Raw genomic sequence first — 16,627 nt, 5'->3', positions numbered from 1 at the left:
CTGTACACCGACCGCGCCCGGTGCGGCGGACGTATCCGTCCGGGCGCATCCCCGTCCAAGGGGAAACGACAACTGGGTCCCGCGGCCGCGGGACCAGGAGCAGTAGCTGATAACTCGCGTACTGTAGCGGCCAATCGTGGTGATGGTCACACCTGAATCCGGCCGTGTCGTGGTGATGTTCGCCGCTGTGTTAGCGGGCGCGTCGGTGGGTATAGATGTCAGTTGATATGGTTCTTGACTTGCTTTTTTCGGTCAGCGCCGCTGAACGGGCCACACCATACGGACCTCGGTGCCCGGGCCGTCCTCAACCGGGCGCACCTGGAGGTCATCGACAAAACCGGCCAGGAGCGCGAAACCCACCCCGGTGGTGAGCGCCTCGTCGGTCAGCGATTCGTCGGCCAGTTCGTCCGGTGGCAGCTTGGTCAGGCCGACACTCGCCTCGATCGGGGCGTGGTCGATGACCCGTACGGAATAGGAGTCCGAATCGGACATCTCGACGGTCACCAGGTCGGGCAGACCGTACTGGTTGTGCAGGGCGACGGCACGGGTGCAGGCCTCACCGATCGCCAGCCGGACCTCGTCCAGCAGTTCCTCGGCGACCCCGGCGCGCCGGGCCACCGCAACACCGACCAACCGTGCAGTGCGGACATGCACGGGGGCCGGCGAGAAGGAAAGCCGAACCGTCGCCATCACGAATTCGCGCTGCCGTCGCTGTCCCGGGTCGCCGCCTCGATCGTGGGGAAGATCGGGAACACCTGGTCGAGGGCCGTGATCCGGAAGATCTTGAGAAGGGCTTCCTTGGAGCAGACGAGGCTGAACCGCCCGTTGGCCACCCGCAGCCGCTTCATCGCGCCGACCAGCACACCGAGGCCGGTCGAGTCGAGGAACTCGACCCCGCCGAGGTCGACGACGACGTTACGCACCCCGCTGTCCACCAGCTCGACGAGGCGCTCACGCAACCTCGGCGCCGTGTAGACATCGACCTCGCCGCCCACCTCGAGCACCGTGTGCTCGGCGACAGTCCGGGTCGCAAGGGACAGCTCCATCGCTCCTCCTCCCTGCGGGGCACGCTGATCCAGGGCGAAACTCCCCAGCGAATCTAACCACTGACCGGCACGGACCCTTCGTCCGGCTCCACCGTCGTACCCGTTTGAGGTTGACGTCATTCGGGTGTCACAGTGGCGCGCGTGACGTCGACCGCCCACAACCCCGCCGAGCTGCTGCACCGGCTGCGGGCCCGCGTCCCGGCGGCCGACTCCCCCATCACCCACGTCGAGCAGATCCCCGCCCGTACGGGAAAAACCGCTCCTTGGCCCTCCTGGGCGTCACCCGAAGTGATCACCGCCCTGGCCGCGCACGGCATCGCCCAGCCGTGGCAACACCAGGCGACCGCGGCATCCCTGGCGGCCGCGGGCACCCACGTCGTGGTGGCGACCGGCACCGCGTCCGGCAAGTCGCTCGCCTATCAGCTGCCGGTGCTCTCGACGCTGCTCGGCGATCCGCGCGCGACGGCGCTCTACCTCTCGCCGACCAAGGCGCTCGCGGCCGACCAGTTGCGCGCGGTGACGAAGCTCGGCCTCGACGGGGTGCGGCCGGCCACGTACGACGGCGACACCTCCCGCGAGGAACGGGAGTGGATCCGGCAGCACTCGCGGCTGGTGCTCACCAATCCCGACATGCTCCACCACGGCATGTTGCCTGGCCACGCGCGCTGGGGGACGTTCCTGCGCCGCCTGAGATACGTGGTGATCGACGAGTGCCACGCCTATCGCGGTGTGTTCGGCTCGCACGTCTCGCACGTGCTGCGCCGTCTGCGCCGGCTGGCCGCCCGTTACGGAGGGTCGCCGACGTTCGTGCTGGCCTCCGCGACCTCGGGTGATCCGGCCGACGCGGCCTCGCGGCTGATCGGCCTGCCGGTGACCGCGGTGACCGAGGACGCGTCACCGCGCGGTGCGACGACCTTCGCGCTGTGGGAGCCGCCGCTGCTGCCGCCCGAGGAGCCAGACCTTCCCCCCGTACGGCGTTCCGCCCTGAGCGAGACGTCCGACCTGCTCACCGACGCCGTCGTGGCGGGCACGAGAACGCTGGCGTTCATCCGCTCGCGCCGGGGCGCCGAAGTGGTGGCGACGATGACGCGGCGCTCGCTCGACGAGGTGGTGCCCGGGCTCGGCGACCGCGTGGCGGCGTACCGGGCCGGCTACCTGAAGGAGGACCGCCGCCACATCGAACGGTCCCTGCTCTCGGGCGAACTACTCGCGCTGGCCTCGACCAACGCCCTCGAACTGGGCGTCGACCTGGTCGGCCTGGACGCGGTGCTGATCTGCGGCTACCCCGGCACCCGGGCGTCGCTCTGGCAGCAGGCGGGCCGGGCCGGACGCGACGGCGGCGAGGCCCTGGCGGTGCTGATCGCCCGCGACGACCCGCTCGACACCTACCTGGTGCACCACCCGTCGGCGCTGTTCGGCCGCCCGGTCGAGATGACGGTGCTCGACCCCGCGAACCCGTACGTGCTGGGCCCGCAGCTGTGTTGCGCGGCCTCCGAGGCGCCGCTGACATCGTCCGATCTGCAGCTGTTCGGGGAGGCGGCCCTTCCCGCCGTCGAAGGCCTGACTGCCTCGGGCGCGCTACGGAAACGACCGTCGGGCTGGTACTGGACGCATCCCGGCCGCCCCGACGTCGACCTGCGCGGCGCCGGCGGCGCCCCGGTCTCGGTCGTGGAGTCGTCAACCGGCCGCCTGCTGGGCACGATCGACCAGACGTCGTCCCACGTCATGCTGCACACGGGCGCGGTCTATCTGCACCAGGGCGTGACCTACGTCGTCGACAACCTCGACCTGGACGACGCGATCGCCCTGGTGCACCACGAGGAACCCGACTGGTCGACCCACGCCCGCGACGTGACGGACGTGTCGGTGCTGGGCATCCGCTCCCACGTGGACGCCGGACCGGTGGGCCTGTTCCTGGGCGACGTCGAGGTCACGAGCCAGGTCGTCTCGTACCAACGCCGCCGCATCGCAACCGGCGAGGTGATCGACACCAGGCCGTTGGACCTGCCCGTACGCGAACTGCGTACGGTCGCGGTCTGGTTCACGGTCTCACCCCAGGCCCTGGACCGCGCCGGCGTGGAACCGCCCGACGTTCCCGGCGCCCTGCACGCGGCCGAACATGCCGCGATCGGTTTGCTGCCGCTGATGGCGACGTGCGACCGCTGGGACATCGGCGGCCTGTCGACGGCCAACCACATGGACACCGAGGCCCCGACGGTCTTCGTCTACGACGGCCACCCGGGCGGGGCGGGTTTCGCCGAGCGTGCCTACGCCGTGGCCGAGGCCTGGTTGTCCGCGACGATGGAGGCCATCGGGGCGTGCGCCTGCGAGGCGGGGTGCCCGGCGTGCGTGCAGTCCCCGAAGTGCGGGAACGGCAACAATCCGCTGCACAAGCCCGGAGCCGTCCAGGTGCTGCGGACCGTCCTGGCCGCCCTCGCCACGGCGTAACGCGTGCGTAATTGGCAGCGGTTGTAGGGGCGCGATGTCTTGTGAGCAACCGGGCGCACCATAGTGGTGACGTCGCCCGTTTTGGTTAAGTTGGTGCTTGCTTTCGTCCAGTCCTCGCTAAGTGGATGGACCAGCGTTTTCTGAGCAAGCATGTGATCCCGATGAAGCCGGATGAGCGTGAACAGCCCATCGAGGCACTGCGCAGCATCGAAGTTGAGCCTTGGATCAGCAGGACGGGCTCGGCCGGCTCCCGCGTTCGTCGCGCACTAAGTTCCGTCAAGCGTCGATCGGCGAAGAGAGCCGCAGACCCGGCCGAACCTTCCGGGGATGCCAAATGAGCTTGAGTCCTCCCAGCGCGGAGTGCGGACGATGAGCCTCCGGCCGAAAAGTAACCCAGCTCTCCCCGTCCCACGGAGCGAAGGACTGATGTCGGCATCGTGGGACAGCTGACGTGCGCGCTCACATCCACCCGACTTTGCCTGGTCGGGCGAGCAGGTCAACTCGGCACGGCGTAGATCGGGCCGGCTCGGGCAGTCGCGGTTGCGCGGCCGCTGATGCCGACGACGGTGTGGACGACCACCTCGGCCTGGACGACGATCTCCAGACCCTCGACCACACACGACGTCATGCGGCCGTGGTTGGCGGCCACGAACTCGGCGGCCCGTGCGCAGGCGGTCTCCGGGCCGAAGACCGCCCTCGCGCCGCCCGCCAGCGCGCCCAGGTCGGCCGCCGCGCGCGCCTGGTGACGGCCCACCCGGGCCGCGCCGACGGAAGCACCGGCCAGGCCCGCCGCGGTCAGGGTCAGGCCGATCGCCAGCACCAGGATCGTCGCCGCACCGCGATCTCTCCTGGAGCCGGCGCCGGCTCGCGAGCTGCTGCCACCACAACCCCTCACGGCACCGGCCCCCGCCCTGAAGACGCACCATCGCGGCACCTGACGCTCCACCGCAGCCTCCTCACGGCACCGCCCCCGACCCTGACGATGCGCCACCGCGGCGCCTCATGGGATCGCCTCGGGTTCGCGGGCGGCTGTTGCTGTGCCCTCGACGGTTATTGCCGGCAAGTTGGCGCCGAGCACCCTCAGGTGGGCGCGCACCCGGGCCGTCACCGCCTCGCCGTCGCCGGTCAGCTCGACTGCGGCGCCCGGCGGGGCGACCCGGGCGCCCGCGGCGGCTCCGGAACCGCCGCGAGCCTCGGCCAGGGCGGCCTCGCGTGCCGCGTCGAGGCACTGGCCCTTGGCCGCCACCGCTGACACCGCCGCCAAGCCGGCGAACAGCAGCAGCATGAGCGCCGGCAGCCCGGCCGCGAGCTCGGCGGTGAAGGCTCCCCGGTCGCGGCCGGGCCACCGGCGCCCGGTCACTTCAGCGCCCGACCGATGATGCCGGACAGCGCCGCCGTGATGCTGGCGCCGGTGACGACCTTGTAGAGGATGCCGGCGAAGGCGACGGCGGCCAGCGTTCCGACGGCGTACTCGGCGGTGTTCATCCCGGCGTCCGCGGCCTCGACCCGCAGGCGGGCGTAGTTCGCGAGCAGTTTGCGCACGGTGGTTCTCCTTCGGTTGTGGTGACGACCGGCCCGCGGCCGGCCTTGACGACCGGCCCGCGGCCGGCCCTGGTGGCCCCGGGTCAGAGGACGTCCCCGAGGACCGCGATCAGCACCGGGACAAGCCCGGCGAGCAGGAAGGCGGGCAGGAAGCAGAGCCCGAGCGGCAGCACGATGAGCACCCCGGCCCGCTGCGCCGCGGCCTCGACGGCGACCGCCCGGTCGGCCCGCAAGTCGTCGGCGAGCCGGCCGAGCGCCCCGGCCAGCGCACCTCCGCTCGCGCTGGTGCGCACGGCGGCCGAGATCAGCCGCTCGGCGCCCGGAACGCCGTCGAGGTGTTCCCACGCCTCGGCCGGCGCCGCCCCGAGGGCCAGGGAGCGTGCCGTCCGCCGCAACCGTGTCCCCAGTGGGCCGTCGAGCGCGTCGGCCACCGCCGCGGCGCCCCCGTCGACCGGTGCGCCGGCCCGCAGCGCCGCGGCCAGCAGGTCGGCCCCGAGCGGGAGGTCGGCTGCGGCGGCGCGGCGTTCCTGCCGTACGTGGGCCGGCTCGCGCCGCCGCAGGAAGCGCTCGGCCCCCACCCCGGCGACAACGCCCAGCCCCACGCCCCACCAGGTCGCGAAGAACCCGGCCACGATCACGCCGGCCCCGACGGCGAGCAGGACGCGCATGCGACCGCCGTCGGTCGCGGACGCCCCGGCCGTGGGTCTCAGCCGCACGAGCCGGCGCCGCACCGCGCGTCCACCGGTGACCGGGGCGACGACCAGCACGAGGGCCGCCGCCACAACCAGCAGGGCCGTCACGATGCGCAGGTCCGTTCGTGGGCGCGCTCGACCGGCAGCGACTGGCAGCGCTCCCCCTTGACGGCCAGCAGCACGGCGATGCAGCACGACCGCAACGGCACGCGCCCCGGCTGCCCGGCCCGCAGAAACTCGTCGAGCTCGCAGCCCGCACTCATCAGGCCCGCGTCTTCGACCAGTCGGCCGGATCGCTCGTAGGCCGCACTCATCGGGTCGCCTTGGGTCGCAGTCATCGGGCCGCCCCTCGGGTCAGGCGCTCGGACCACAGGAGCCCGGCCGTCTGGAGCACCACCGCGACGAGCCCGCACGCCGCGCCCAACGGCGTATGCAGCAGGACCTGGAACGGGTCGGCTCCCATGGCCATCCCCAGACCGAGGCCCGCCACCGGCAACGCCGCCAGCAGCATCGCGGTGGCCTGGGCCCCGGCCGCCTGGGCCGACGCCGAGGCGGCAGCGCGGTCGGCCGCCCGGGCGTCGGCCTCGATGCGTTCGACCAGGTCGGCGGCGGGCGCACCGGTTCTCTCGGCGAGGTGCCACACCGAGGCGGTCAGCCGCCCCAGCCGGTTGCCGGTGGCCGGCACCGACGCCGGCGGCAGCCCGGCCCTCAGGTCGGCCGCCAGCGACGCCAGCGCGTCGAGCGCCGCGGCGCGTTCCTTGGCCGCCCGCTGCCGGGCCGAGCGCCGCACCAGGGCCCGCCCGGCGAGACCCGCGTAGGCGGCCGCGATCGCCGCTGCCACCGGGCCGCCCGCGAACAGGCCGATCGTCGCCGCGGTCGCGACGCCGCCCGCCACCGTCCGCCGTGGCGACCGCCGGGCCGACGCGGTGATCCGACGGCCGAGCGCCACCGGCGACGTGCGGGGCATCCGGCGGGTCCATCCGCTCGGCAGCACGACGGCGAGCGCGCCCACCGCCAGCAGCAACGGCCCCCAGGTCACGGCGCCACCACCGGCGGGGTCAGGATCGCGGGCACGGCGACACCGCGGACGGCCAGCATGCGGGCCAGCGCCCCGGCCGCCGGACCGGCCCCGCGTCGCCGCCGCCAGGCCGGGACCACGGTGGCCAGGCGCTCCTCGCCCGAGGGCAGCAGCACGCTCACCGATTCCAGGACACGGCCCCGATCCGTACGCCGCACCTGGAGCACCACCTGCAGCGCCGCCACCACCTGGGCGTGCAGGGCCGCCCGGGGCAGACCGCCGAGCAACCCGAGCGCCTCGAGCCGGGCCGGGACGTCGCCCGGGGTGTTGGCGTGCAGCGTGCCCGCGCCGCCGTCGTGGCCGGTGTTGAGTGCGCCCAGCAGATCGGCGATCTCGGCGCCGCGGCACTCCCCGATCACCAGACGGTCGGGCCGCATCCGCAGCGCCTGCCGCACCAGGTCGGTCAGCCCGATCGCGCCCGCCCCCTCGACGTTCGCGGTGCGGGCCTGCAGGGCGACCACGTGCGGGTGCAGGGGCCGCAGCTCGGCGGCGTCTTCGACGAGCACGATCCGCTCGGTGGGCGGCACCATGCCGAGCAGCGTGGCCAGCAGGGTCGTCTTGCCGCTGCCGGTGCCGCCGACGACCAGGTAGGCCAGCCGGGCCGCGACGACGGCGGCCAGCAGCGGGGCGACCGTGGCCGAGACGGTGCCGTGCTCGACCAGGTCGTCGAGGCGGAACGGCCGCTGGCGGAACGTCCGCAGGGACAGATAGGGCCCGTCGGTCGCGACCGGCGGCAGCACCGCGTGCAGCCGGGTGCCGTCGGGGAGCCGAGCGTCGGCGTACGGCTGGCCGTCGTCGAGCCGCCGCCCGCACGCGGCCGCGAGGCGCTGGGCGAGGCGGCGGACTTCTTCGAGGCTGCCCAGCACGATCGGCGCCCGGGTCAGGCCCGCACCCCGGTCGACCCAGACCGCCAAGCCGTTGACCAGCACGTCGGTGACCTGCTGATCGGCCAGCAGCGGAGCGAGCGGCCCGGCCCCGACCAGCTGGTCGTGCACGCGGTCGGCCAGGCGCAGCACGGCCGTGTCGCCCAGCGCCGCAGCGTCGGACTCGCTGCGGACGGCGTGCACGACGGCGGCGGGTGTCGCCTCCCCGCCGTCGACCGCGAACCGGTGACGGACCCGGTCAGCCACCGCCGGCGCGGACGCGGCGAGCCGGCTGCCCAGACCCCCGTACGCGGTCACGCCGCCACCTCGGCCGAGACGTCCCCGAGCAGCTCGGCCAGGATCCGCCGGCACAGTTCGGCCAGCTGCCCCTTGCCGTCGGCCCCGGGTGGCCGCCCCCGCTCGACGAGCTGGCTGATCGCGGGCTCGGGGCGCAGCGTGCCGATCAGCGGCAGCCCGAGCGCCGAGGCGATCTCGCGGGGCCGCAGCCGACCCGGCGCAGGCCCGCGCACCACCAGGGACAGCTCGCTGCGGTGGGCCTGCACCATCCGCGCGACCCGGGCCGCCGCGGCCGACGCCCGCACCTCGGCCGGCACGATCAGCACCGCCTGGTCGGCGCACTCGAGGGCCAGCACCCCGGCGTCGTCGAGCCGGCGGGGCAGGTCGACCACGATCACGTCGCGGGCGCGGCGGCCGGCGTCGATGGTCGACCCCATCGCCTCGGGCGGGACGACGGGTGTCGCCTCGCGGTCGAACGAGAGCACCACGAGGTCGCCGTGGTGCGGCAGCGCCTCGAGCAGGGCGGGCGGGTCGACCCGGCCCCCGGCCTCGGCCAGCGCCGACCAGCGGAGGCCGTCGCGCGACTCCCAGCCGAACATCAGGTCGAGGCCGCCGCCGAGCGGGTCGGCGTCGATCAGCAGGGTGCGGCGGCGGGCCGCGGCCGCGGTGGTGGCCAGCCCGGCGGCCAGGGTGCACGCGCCGGCGCCCCCGCGCCCGCCGATGACGGCCAGGACGCGTCCGACCGGCTGTTCGAGGTGTTCGGCGAAGCGGTCGACGACCCAGCCCTCGGCGGCGGGCAGTTCGGCGATGTGTTCGACGCCGTGGGCGTTGGCCGCGGTCCACTTAGACTCGGCCACCTCGCCGCGGCCGACGACGGCAACCCGGGAGCGGCGGGGCAGCCGGGCGCGCAGGCAGGCGTCGAGCTGGTCGGCGCCGATCATGACGAGCGGGGCCGTGCCGTAGCGGGCGCGGGCGGCGGCCGGGTCGGGCGCCACGTCGACCTGGGTGCCACCGGCGGCGGCGAGGCGGAGCAGGTCGTCGAGCAGGTCGGGGTCGGCGGTGACGACGAGGGGCAGACGGGCAGCGGGCATCGGCGGTCTCCAGCGCGGGGCGTCGGTTGTGGCGCCCACCCTGGCGACCCGTCCGGGCGGCGGCGAGCGGCGACCGCCGAGCCTGTGGACAACTCGATGCCCTGTGGATATCGCGTCTTCGTACGGTCGATCTGCTATGGAAAGTGGGTTGTCGCCGACGAGTGGAAGCAGCGACGGTTGGGTATGTTGGGGTCCGACACGGACCAATGGGGTTGGCATGGAAAGCTCGATCAACCGTTCGCTCGACGCCGACGGCTCGGCCACCGTGACCGTCGTGGGTGAGGTCGACTTCTCGAATGCGGACGAATTGGCCGGCAGTGTGCGCGACGCCGTCACCGAGTGGTCCCCGCCTTCCGTGCGGGTCGACCTGAAATCCGCCACCTTCATCGACTCGACCGGTCTGGGCGCGCTGATCGAGGGCTACCGCGCCGCCACCGAGATCGAGTCCCGCTTCCTCGTGATCAACCCCAGCCCGGCCTTCCGCCGGGTGCTCGAGGTGACGGGGCTCTGCGATTTTTTCGGCTTGGGCGCGACCGTTGAGGCCGGAGGCGAGACCGAAACGGCCGGCCAGACCCGGGCCACCGGCGCCTAGAAGCTCCGAAACGGTCGTCTGGAAGGCCAAAAACCGGCGTCCGGAAGGAAAGCAGATCGGGAAACCCCGGAAGAGCCCGCGGATAGGGAACGACCCCCGTCGGGGGAGACGGGGGCCGTCCGAGGATTCGGCTCCGGGGGGGTCGAGCCGAATCGACTCGGTGATCGCGGGGGGCGCAATCACCGAGGGTTCTTGAATGGTGGGGCGCGACCGTCACAACGTGAATCCCGATCGCAACAGCACAAGCATGCCTCACAAGAGCAGCACAGTCGAGTACTGATTGTTGCTCACTGCGATACTGCTGCCCGTCTGACCGATTTCACAGGCAGTCACGGCCGGACCGCTCGGGCGCGGCGAGGACGACGGCGGGGAGCCCCATGCGACTACACTTGCCGCCCGTGGGCCTGAGTGCCGCGTTTTTCGACCTCGACAAGACGGTCATCGCCAAGTCCAGCGCGCTGGCCTTCGGCCGGCCGTTCTACCGTGACGGCCTGATCAGCCGCCGTGACATGGTCCAGTCCGCTTACGCACAGCTGATGTTCCGGCTGGGTGGCGGCTCCGACGAACAGGCGATGGCCCGCACCCGCGACTATCTGGCCGCGCTCTGTAAGGGCTGGCGGGTCGAGCAGGTGCAGCAGATCGTGGCCGAGACGCTCGACGAGCTGATCAACCCGTACGTCTATGCCGAGGCCGCGACGCTGATCGCCGAGCACCAGGCGGCCGGGCGCGATGTCGTGCTGGTCTCCGCATCGGGCGACGAGATGGTCCGCCCGATCGGCGCGCTGCTCGGCATCACCGACATCATCGCGACCCGCATGAGCATCGTGGACGGGCGTTACAGCGGTGAGGTCGAGTTCTATGCGGCCGGCCCGAGCAAGGTCGTCGGCGTCCGCGAGCTGGCCGACGAGCGCGGTTACGACCTGGCCGACTGCTACGCCTACTCCGATTCCAGCAGTGATCTTCCGTTGCTCGAGGCGGTCGGTCATCCCAGCGCCGTCAATCCCGACCGGGCTCTGCGCCGGGCCGCCGCCGAGAACGAGTGGCCCGTCCTCGAGTTCCGCCACCCGATTCCGTTGAGCCGGCGTCTGCGTGATCGTCCCGCGGTGCCGGTCGCCGCGGCGGCCCTGGGTGTGAGCGTCGGCGCCGCGATCGGTCTGGCCCTCTACGCCCGCCACCGCCGCACGCGCACACCGGCTTGAAGATCAAGACCATTTCCCCGTACGGGCTGAGGGCCGGCGATTTTCCGAGGTGCCGGGCGCGTTCCGACCCTTGCGTGAATACCGTTCAGCCGGAGACGATGCGTATCTGTGCGCGTTGCGCTCAGTGATCGCGCCCGCGTGCGCAACCCCAATGAGCAGCGCGAATGGCTTTGGTCTGACTAATACCGAAAGCCAGTTTTGCCGGGCCGAAGCTCTGGCGATCATGCCCCGTCGGGCGTAGAAAGAACTGGCGAGGTTCGTCGCCGAAGGGCCGGGTTTCCGGTCGGCCGGCAGCGGAAATCGTGCACGGCCACCGGGAACCCACGCGCGATCAGCCACGGCAGGCACGTTGCGTCGGGACCGCGGCCCCCTGGGCTCCGATCGAGGAGCCGCGAGGCTCGTGGACTGGCGACAACGACCCAGGTGCACGCTTGATAACCCGGTCCGGACGCGCAGCAGCCGGCGCCCCTCAAGGGACGCCGGCTCTAAATTTCTCCACGGTCAGGCGCCGGTTCCGCAGCCCGTGACAAAGATGCCCAGCGCCGGTTCCGCAGCCCCGTCACAAAGGACGGCCCGGTGCCGGTTGCGGTGCTCGCGGAAGAGGGCCCAGAACCGTCAGGCGTTCTGCGCGGCCAGGTGCCGGTTCCGCAGCTCGTGATAGACGGCGCGGAACAGCTTGGGCCGCGAGTGGAAATCGACTCCCTGCGCCCACAGTTCGGTGTTGATGGTCGAGCCGTCGCGCCGCTCGACCAGCACGGTCATGCCGCTGGGAATCTTCCAGGGACCGATCCGGTGGCTGGCCTCGTGGAGACGTACGTGGGCAATGTCTTCCCACGGAATCGTGCGCGAGCGCAGCAGGCCGTGGATGCGCAGCCCACCGTCGCTGACGTAGGCGCCCATCTGCATGATCCGGTAGGCCCCGAGCACCCAGAGAACAGCGAGCGCGCAGGTCAGCAGGCGAACGCCGTGCCAGCCCAGCGCGAACGTCTCGATCGAGGTCCAGGCGACCAGGCCCAGGGCGAAGGCTTCCCACCCGATGACCAGCCAGCGACCGGCGCCGGGCGAGTACGGGCGCTCCCACGTCTCCACGCGACAAAGTCTAGAAGCCGCCGGCGATCACTTCCGCTGTCCGCACAAATGCATGGTTCAACGTCCGGTCATACGGATGCCAGGACATCGTCACCGATAGCGGTGATGTCGTCGGCGGCGACGGTGACCGCGGCGGCGTAGTGACGCAGCCACGACCGCACCCCGTCGGGCGTGCCGGTGGCATAGGCGCCGGCCGAACCGACGTACTCCGGTTCCCGGGCCTGATGCCCCACTTCCACCGCCACCAAACCTCGCGGATCGAATCCGCGGCTGATCAGCGTCAGACGGGCGGCGGCCCGGGCCACGACACCGGCCGGACCGGCGAACGGCCGCAGCGTGATCAGTTCGGCGTGCACGATCGCGGCGAGCAGGAGCGGAGGCGTACGGTCGTTGCCCGCGACCAGGCCGGCGAGCATGTCGACGCGGTCGGCCGCCCCGGTGAGCCGGCCCAGCTCGGCCGGCGGCACCACGCCCCCGGCGGCGAGCACGTGCAGCTTGGCCAGCACCTGGCGCGGCGCGCGGGGCCAGAGGTCGACCAGCCCGCCCACGCCCTCGGCGACCCGCAACGCCCCCTGCACGACGGGATCGGTGACGGTCCCCCCGCGTACGTCATCAAGCTCGTAGGGATGACCCTCGAGCGCGGCGCTCGCCACGGCTGCGCGAAGACTGGCCTCGGCCGCCACCTGACCGCCGTGCCGGCGCAGCGCCCGGTGCCGCATCGCGGCGTCGACACGCTCACGGGCCTCAGCCAGGGCGGGAGCGACGTCGGCAAGATCGAGTAGCGGGGATAGTGGATCCACGGGAACACCGTAGCCGGTAAAACGGTCGAAACATGGGCTGCACAAACGGGCTCAGAACTGGCAAGATTCGCGCAGTATCAATCAGCTAATGGTCACCCGGCGCGCGTGCGGGACGTTCTGGCGCGCACAGCCGCACAACCCTCGCCGGTGTCCATCGGCGCAACTAGTGTGCAACGAAGATGCCCGGGTCAGCAGTGAAGAGGAGCCGCCCTCATGAGTGAGACGTTGGAAAACCTGTCCTCGGAGACGCGGCAGTTCCCGCCGCCCGAGGCCCTGGCCGCGGCCGCCAATGTGAAGGCGGAAGCGTACGAGGAGGCCAAGGCCGACCGGCTTGCCTTCTGGGCCGAGCAGGCCGACCGCCTCACGTGGGCCAAGAAGTGGGACCAGGTTCTGGACTGGTCCAACCCGCCGTTCGCGAAGTGGTTCATCGGCGGCGAGCTGAACATCGCCTACAACTGTGTCGACCGGCACGTCGAGGCGGGCCGGGGTGACAAGGTCGCCATCCACTGGGAGGGCGAGCCCGGCGACACCCGCACCATCACGTACGCGGAACTTCTGAAGCAGGTCAGTCAGGCCGCGAACACGCTGACCGACCTGGGCATCACCGCCGGCGACCGGGTCGCGATCTACATGCCGATGATCCCCGAGGCCGCGGTCGCCATGCTGGCCTGCGCCCGCGTCGGCGCCACCCACAGCGTCGTCTTCGGCGGCTTCTCGGTCGACGCGCTCTCGACCCGCATCGCTGACGCCGAGGCCAAGCTGGTCATCACGGCCGACGGCGGTTACCGGCGCGGAAAGCCGTCGGCGCTCAAGCCGACCGTCGACGAGGCCGTCGCGAAGAGCCCGAGCATCGAGAACGTGCTCGTCGTACGCCGTACGGGCCAGGACGTCGCGTGGACCGACAAGGACAAGTGGTGGCACGAGACGGTCGAGCAGGCCAGCCCGGAACACGAGGCGCAGGCCTTCGACGCCGAGCACCCGCTGTTCATCCTCTACACCTCGGGCACGACCGGTAAGCCGAAGGGCATCCTGCACACCACCGGCGGCTACCTGACCCAGGTCTCGTACACGCACAACGCCGTCTTCGACCTCAAGCCCGAGACCGACGTCTACTGGTGCACGGCCGACATCGGCTGGGTCACCGGGCACTCCTACATCGTCTACGGGCCGCTCTCCAACGGCGCCACCCAGGTCATGTACGAGGGCACGCCGGACACCCCGGGCCGCGACCGGTTCTGGCAGATCGTCGACAAGTACAAGGTGTCGATCCTCTACACCGCCCCCACTCTGATCCGCACGATGATGAAGTGGGGCGACGACATCCCGGCCGGGTACGACCTCTCGTCGCTGCGCGTGCTCGGCAGCGTCGGTGAGCCGATCAACCCCGAGGCGTGGATGTGGTACCGCGAGAACATCGGCCGCAACCGCACCCCGATCGTCGACACCTGGTGGCAGACCGAGACCGGTGGCGTGATGATCTCGCCGCTGCCCGGTGTGACCGCGACCAAGCCCGGCTCGGCCATGACCCCGCTGCCCGGCATCACGGCCGACGTGGTCGACGACCAGGCGCAGTCGGTGCCCAACGGCGGCGGTGGCTTCCTCGTGCTGCGCGACCCGTGGCCGTCGATGCTCCGCACGATCTGGGGCGACGACAAGCGGTTCCTCGACACGTACTGGTCGCGCTTCGGCGCCGGAGCCGACTCGAGCTCGTCGGACGAATGGATCTACTTCGCCGGCGACGGCGCCAAGAAGGACGAGGACGGCGCGCTCTGGCTGCTCGGCCGGGTCGACGACGTCATGCTGGTCTCGGGCCACAACATCTCGACCACCGAGGTGGAGTCGGCCCTGGTCTCGCACCCGTCCGTGGCCGAGTCGGCGGTGGTCGGCGCGACCGACCCGACGACCGGTCAGGCGATCGTGGCGTTCGTGATCCCGCGCGGCAACGTGGACACCGAGGGCGACGCGGGCGAGCAGCTCAACGTCGACCTGCGCAACCACGTGGCCAAGACGCTCGGCCCGATCGCCAAGCCCCGCCAGATCATGCTGGTGCCCGAGCTGCCGAAGACCCGCTCCGGCAAGATCATGCGGCGCCTACTCAAGGACGTGGCCGAGAACCGGTCGCTCGGTGACGTCACCACGCTGCAGGACTCCGCGGTGATGGACCTGATCTCGAAGGGCATGAACACCGGCAAGTCCGAGGACTGACGCCTTTGACGCGGCGCCCGGGACCACCCCGGGCGCCGCGGTACCCCACGCACGACGTGAAACCGTTACGCTTTGCGCCGCGGTCCGGGTCGGCCGCGATCGTCGGTCACGGGGGTACAGGTCATGGTCAGGTCCACCGCGGGCGTCGCCGGTGCGCTGGCACTGGCCTTGCTGCTGGTCGGCGGCTGCTCACGCGACGACGTGACACCGGCCGGAGGCACCGGCCCCGCCGTCTCGCCCTCCCCCGGCACGGTCACCGGGTCGGAGGCGCCGCCGGCCGCCGCCGATCCCAACGCGCCGCCCGGCCAGCCCGCCGACAGCGACAGCTCGCCCCTTCCGCCGCCCAGCCGCCCGGCTGACATCGCCGCCCCGGCGCCGGGCGACCTCTCGCAGCTGCGCGTCGGCTCGATCACCGCGACCGTCACCAAGGGCGGCTCCGGGCCCTGCTACGGCCTGAAGTCCGAAGACGGCGTGGCCTGGTCGGTCTACTCCAAGAAGCCGCTGCCGCTGGCCAAGGGTGACCACGTGCAGGCCCGAATCACCCCCGGCAAGACCCCGGTCGACTGCGGCTCCGGCAAGCCGGCCGTCCTCGACCGCGTGATGATCGGATCCGACTGAGTTTCGGCCCGGTTACGCCCGCCACCGGCCCGTCGCGCGTTGGTTGCGGCCGCCGCGCGGTCGCGCTCGACCCGAACGCCTAGGCTGGAGGCCATGGGCGGTCGGGTGGACGAGTCGTGCGTGCTGGTGGACGGACCCTGGACCCATCGCTTCGTCGGTGCCAACGGCAGCCGCTTCCACGTCGTCGAGGCCGGCACCGGCCCGCTGGTGCTCTTCCTCCACGGCTTCCCGGAGTTCTGGTGGGCGTGGCACGACGTGCTGCCCCGCATCGCCGACGCGGGCTTCCGGGCGGCCGCGATCGACCTCCGGGGCTACGGCGCGAGCGACAAGCCGCCACGGGGTTACGACGGCTACACGATGGCGGCCGACGTCACCGGGCTGATCCGGGCGCTCGGCGAACGCAACGCGACGATCGTCGGGGCCGGCGCCGGCGGCATGATCGGCTGGGCCGCCGCCGCCTTCCACCCCAAACTGGTCAACCGGCTGGTCGTGCTCGGTGCGGCCCACCCGCTGCGGTTGCGGGCGGCGCTGTTCGCCGACCCGCGCGGCCAGTTCGCCGCCTCCTCGGCCGTGCTGCGCTTCCAGGTGCCGCGCTACGAACACGTCCTCACCCGCGACGACGCGGCGATGGTGGGCGAGCTCATGACCAACTGGACCAGTCCGCAGTGGAGAGAGACGCCCGACTTCAAGGACTACGTGGCCCGCTGCCGTGAGGCCATGCAGATCCCGCAGGCGGCGTTCTGCGCCCTGGAGGCCTACCGCTGGGTGTTCCGCAGTGCCCTCCGCCTGCAGGGCTACCGCTTCGTCAAGCTGATGCAGAAGCCCCTGGTCACGCCGACGCTGCAACTGCACGGCGGGCTCGACACGGCTACCCTCCCCCGCACCGCGCAGGGGTCGGGGCGCTACGTTCTTGCGCCGTACGAGTGGAGGCTGATCCCCGACGTCGGACACTTCCTGCACCAGGAGGCGACCGACGTGGTCACCGGCGAAGTGCTGCGCTGGCTGAAGACCAACTAGCGCCTCAGATGCGCTGCTCGTAAAGGTCTTCAGATGCGCTGCTCGTGAAG

The 16,627-nt window shown here is 71.9% G+C and carries 18 protein-coding genes; 6 read left to right on the top strand and 12 right to left on the bottom strand.

Annotated features, from left to right (window positions below; translation table 11 throughout):
* Window positions 1-252: 252 nt before the first annotated feature.
* Together JIG36_RS20880 and JIG36_RS20875 are read right to left on the bottom strand one after the other, a co-directional pair.
* On the bottom strand, window positions 253-693 hold the full coding sequence (locus JIG36_RS20880) for an ATP-binding protein (RefSeq protein ID WP_203378023.1): 441 nt from the start codon (window positions 691-693) through the stop codon (window positions 253-255).
* Window positions 690-1,046, bottom strand: coding sequence for an STAS domain-containing protein (locus JIG36_RS20875; protein ID WP_203378022.1), 357 nt, complete (start codon window positions 1,044-1,046; stop codon window positions 690-692). Before JIG36_RS20875 ends, JIG36_RS20880 begins: the two co-directional genes overlap by 4 nt.
* Before the next feature lie 132 nt (window positions 1,047-1,178).
* Here JIG36_RS20875 and JIG36_RS20870 point away from each other — a divergent pair, with 132 nt between their 5' ends.
* On the top strand, window positions 1,179-3,494 hold the full coding sequence (locus JIG36_RS20870) for a DEAD/DEAH box helicase (RefSeq protein ID WP_203378021.1): 2,316 nt from the start codon (window positions 1,179-1,181) through the stop codon (window positions 3,492-3,494).
* Between the two features lie 496 nt (window positions 3,495-3,990).
* Here JIG36_RS20870 and JIG36_RS20865 read toward each other — a convergent pair whose 3' ends face one another.
* The 8 genes from JIG36_RS20865 to ssd all read right to left on the bottom strand — a co-directional run bounded on the left by JIG36_RS20865 (window position 3,991) and on the right by ssd (window position 9,057).
* Window positions 3,991-4,389, bottom strand: a complete 399-nt coding sequence (locus JIG36_RS20865; RefSeq protein ID WP_203378260.1) for an Rv3654c family TadE-like protein — start codon at window positions 4,387-4,389, stop codon at window positions 3,991-3,993.
* A 105-nt stretch (window positions 4,390-4,494) separates the two neighbouring features.
* Window positions 4,495-4,854 (bottom strand): TadE family type IV pilus minor pilin, encoded by a 360-nt coding sequence (locus JIG36_RS20860; protein WP_203378020.1) that lies wholly within the window; start codon window positions 4,852-4,854, stop codon window positions 4,495-4,497.
* Window positions 4,851-5,036: a DUF4244 domain-containing protein gene (locus JIG36_RS20855; RefSeq protein ID WP_203378019.1), complete on the bottom strand. Its 186-nt coding sequence runs from the start codon at window positions 5,034-5,036 to the stop codon at window positions 4,851-4,853. The genes JIG36_RS20860 and JIG36_RS20855 overlap by 4 nt, the downstream gene beginning before the upstream one ends.
* Before the next feature lie 83 nt (window positions 5,037-5,119).
* Window positions 5,120-5,704 (bottom strand): type II secretion system F family protein, encoded by a 585-nt coding sequence (locus JIG36_RS20850; RefSeq protein ID WP_203378259.1) that lies wholly within the window; start codon window positions 5,702-5,704, stop codon window positions 5,120-5,122.
* 128 nt (window positions 5,705-5,832) lie between these two features.
* Window positions 5,833-6,066 carry a hypothetical protein gene (locus JIG36_RS20845; protein WP_203378018.1) on the bottom strand — a complete coding sequence of 78 codons (234 nt, stop codon included), beginning with the start codon at window positions 6,064-6,066 and terminating at the stop codon, window positions 5,833-5,835.
* Window positions 6,063-6,767, bottom strand: coding sequence for a type II secretion system F family protein (locus JIG36_RS20840; RefSeq protein ID WP_307872823.1), 705 nt, complete (start codon window positions 6,765-6,767; stop codon window positions 6,063-6,065). The genes JIG36_RS20845 and JIG36_RS20840 overlap by 4 nt, the downstream gene beginning before the upstream one ends.
* The gene (locus JIG36_RS20835) at window positions 6,764-7,987 is read right to left on the bottom strand and encodes a TadA family conjugal transfer-associated ATPase (protein ID WP_438870744.1); all 1,224 of its coding nucleotides are present in this window, start codon (window positions 7,985-7,987) and stop codon (window positions 6,764-6,766) included. The genes JIG36_RS20840 and JIG36_RS20835 overlap by 4 nt, the downstream gene beginning before the upstream one ends.
* Complete coding sequence (gene ssd / locus JIG36_RS20830) at window positions 7,984-9,057, bottom strand: septum site-determining protein Ssd (protein ID WP_203378017.1); 1,074 nt, start codon at window positions 9,055-9,057, stop codon at window positions 7,984-7,986. Before ssd ends, JIG36_RS20835 begins: the two co-directional genes overlap by 4 nt.
* A gap of 217 nt (window positions 9,058-9,274) precedes the next feature.
* Between ssd and JIG36_RS20825 the strand changes: the two genes are divergently transcribed.
* Window positions 9,275-9,649, top strand: a complete 375-nt coding sequence (locus JIG36_RS20825) for an STAS domain-containing protein (protein WP_203378016.1) — start codon at window positions 9,275-9,277, stop codon at window positions 9,647-9,649.
* Between the two features lie 398 nt (window positions 9,650-10,047).
* Window positions 10,048-10,848 carry an HAD family hydrolase gene (locus tag JIG36_RS20820; RefSeq protein WP_203378015.1) on the top strand — a complete coding sequence of 267 codons (801 nt, stop codon included), beginning with the start codon at window positions 10,048-10,050 and terminating at the stop codon, window positions 10,846-10,848.
* 615 nt (window positions 10,849-11,463) lie between these two features.
* Here the strand turns inward: JIG36_RS20820 and JIG36_RS20815 are convergent.
* The gene (locus JIG36_RS20815; RefSeq protein ID WP_203378014.1) at window positions 11,464-11,937 is read right to left on the bottom strand and encodes a PH domain-containing protein; all 474 of its coding nucleotides are present in this window, start codon (window positions 11,935-11,937) and stop codon (window positions 11,464-11,466) included.
* A 68-nt stretch (window positions 11,938-12,005) separates the two neighbouring features.
* Window positions 12,006-12,737 carry a Fic family protein gene (locus JIG36_RS20810; RefSeq protein WP_307872822.1) on the bottom strand — a complete coding sequence of 244 codons (732 nt, stop codon included), beginning with the start codon at window positions 12,735-12,737 and terminating at the stop codon, window positions 12,006-12,008.
* 213 nt (window positions 12,738-12,950) lie between these two features.
* Here JIG36_RS20810 and acs point away from each other — a divergent pair, with 213 nt between their 5' ends.
* The 3 genes from acs to JIG36_RS20795 all read left to right on the top strand — a co-directional run bounded on the left by acs (window position 12,951) and on the right by JIG36_RS20795 (window position 16,577).
* Window positions 12,951-14,942 carry an acetate--CoA ligase gene (gene acs, locus JIG36_RS20805; RefSeq protein ID WP_203378012.1) on the top strand — a complete coding sequence of 664 codons (1,992 nt, stop codon included), beginning with the start codon at window positions 12,951-12,953 and terminating at the stop codon, window positions 14,940-14,942.
* A 123-nt stretch (window positions 14,943-15,065) separates the two neighbouring features.
* Window positions 15,066-15,560 (top strand): hypothetical protein, encoded by a 495-nt coding sequence (locus tag JIG36_RS20800; RefSeq protein WP_203378011.1) that lies wholly within the window; start codon window positions 15,066-15,068, stop codon window positions 15,558-15,560.
* 93 nt (window positions 15,561-15,653) lie between these two features.
* Window positions 15,654-16,577, top strand: a complete 924-nt coding sequence (locus tag JIG36_RS20795) for an alpha/beta fold hydrolase (protein ID WP_203378010.1) — start codon at window positions 15,654-15,656, stop codon at window positions 16,575-16,577.
* Window positions 16,578-16,627 lie beyond the last annotated feature (50 nt).

Origin of the sequence: Paractinoplanes ovalisporus, assembly GCF_016834655.1 — a bacterium.
Taxonomy (GTDB): domain Bacteria; phylum Actinomycetota; class Actinomycetes; order Mycobacteriales; family Micromonosporaceae; genus Actinoplanes; species Actinoplanes ovalisporus.
Note: the sequence above shows the minus strand (reverse complement) of the source record. Positions and strands in the feature narration are given on the sequence as shown.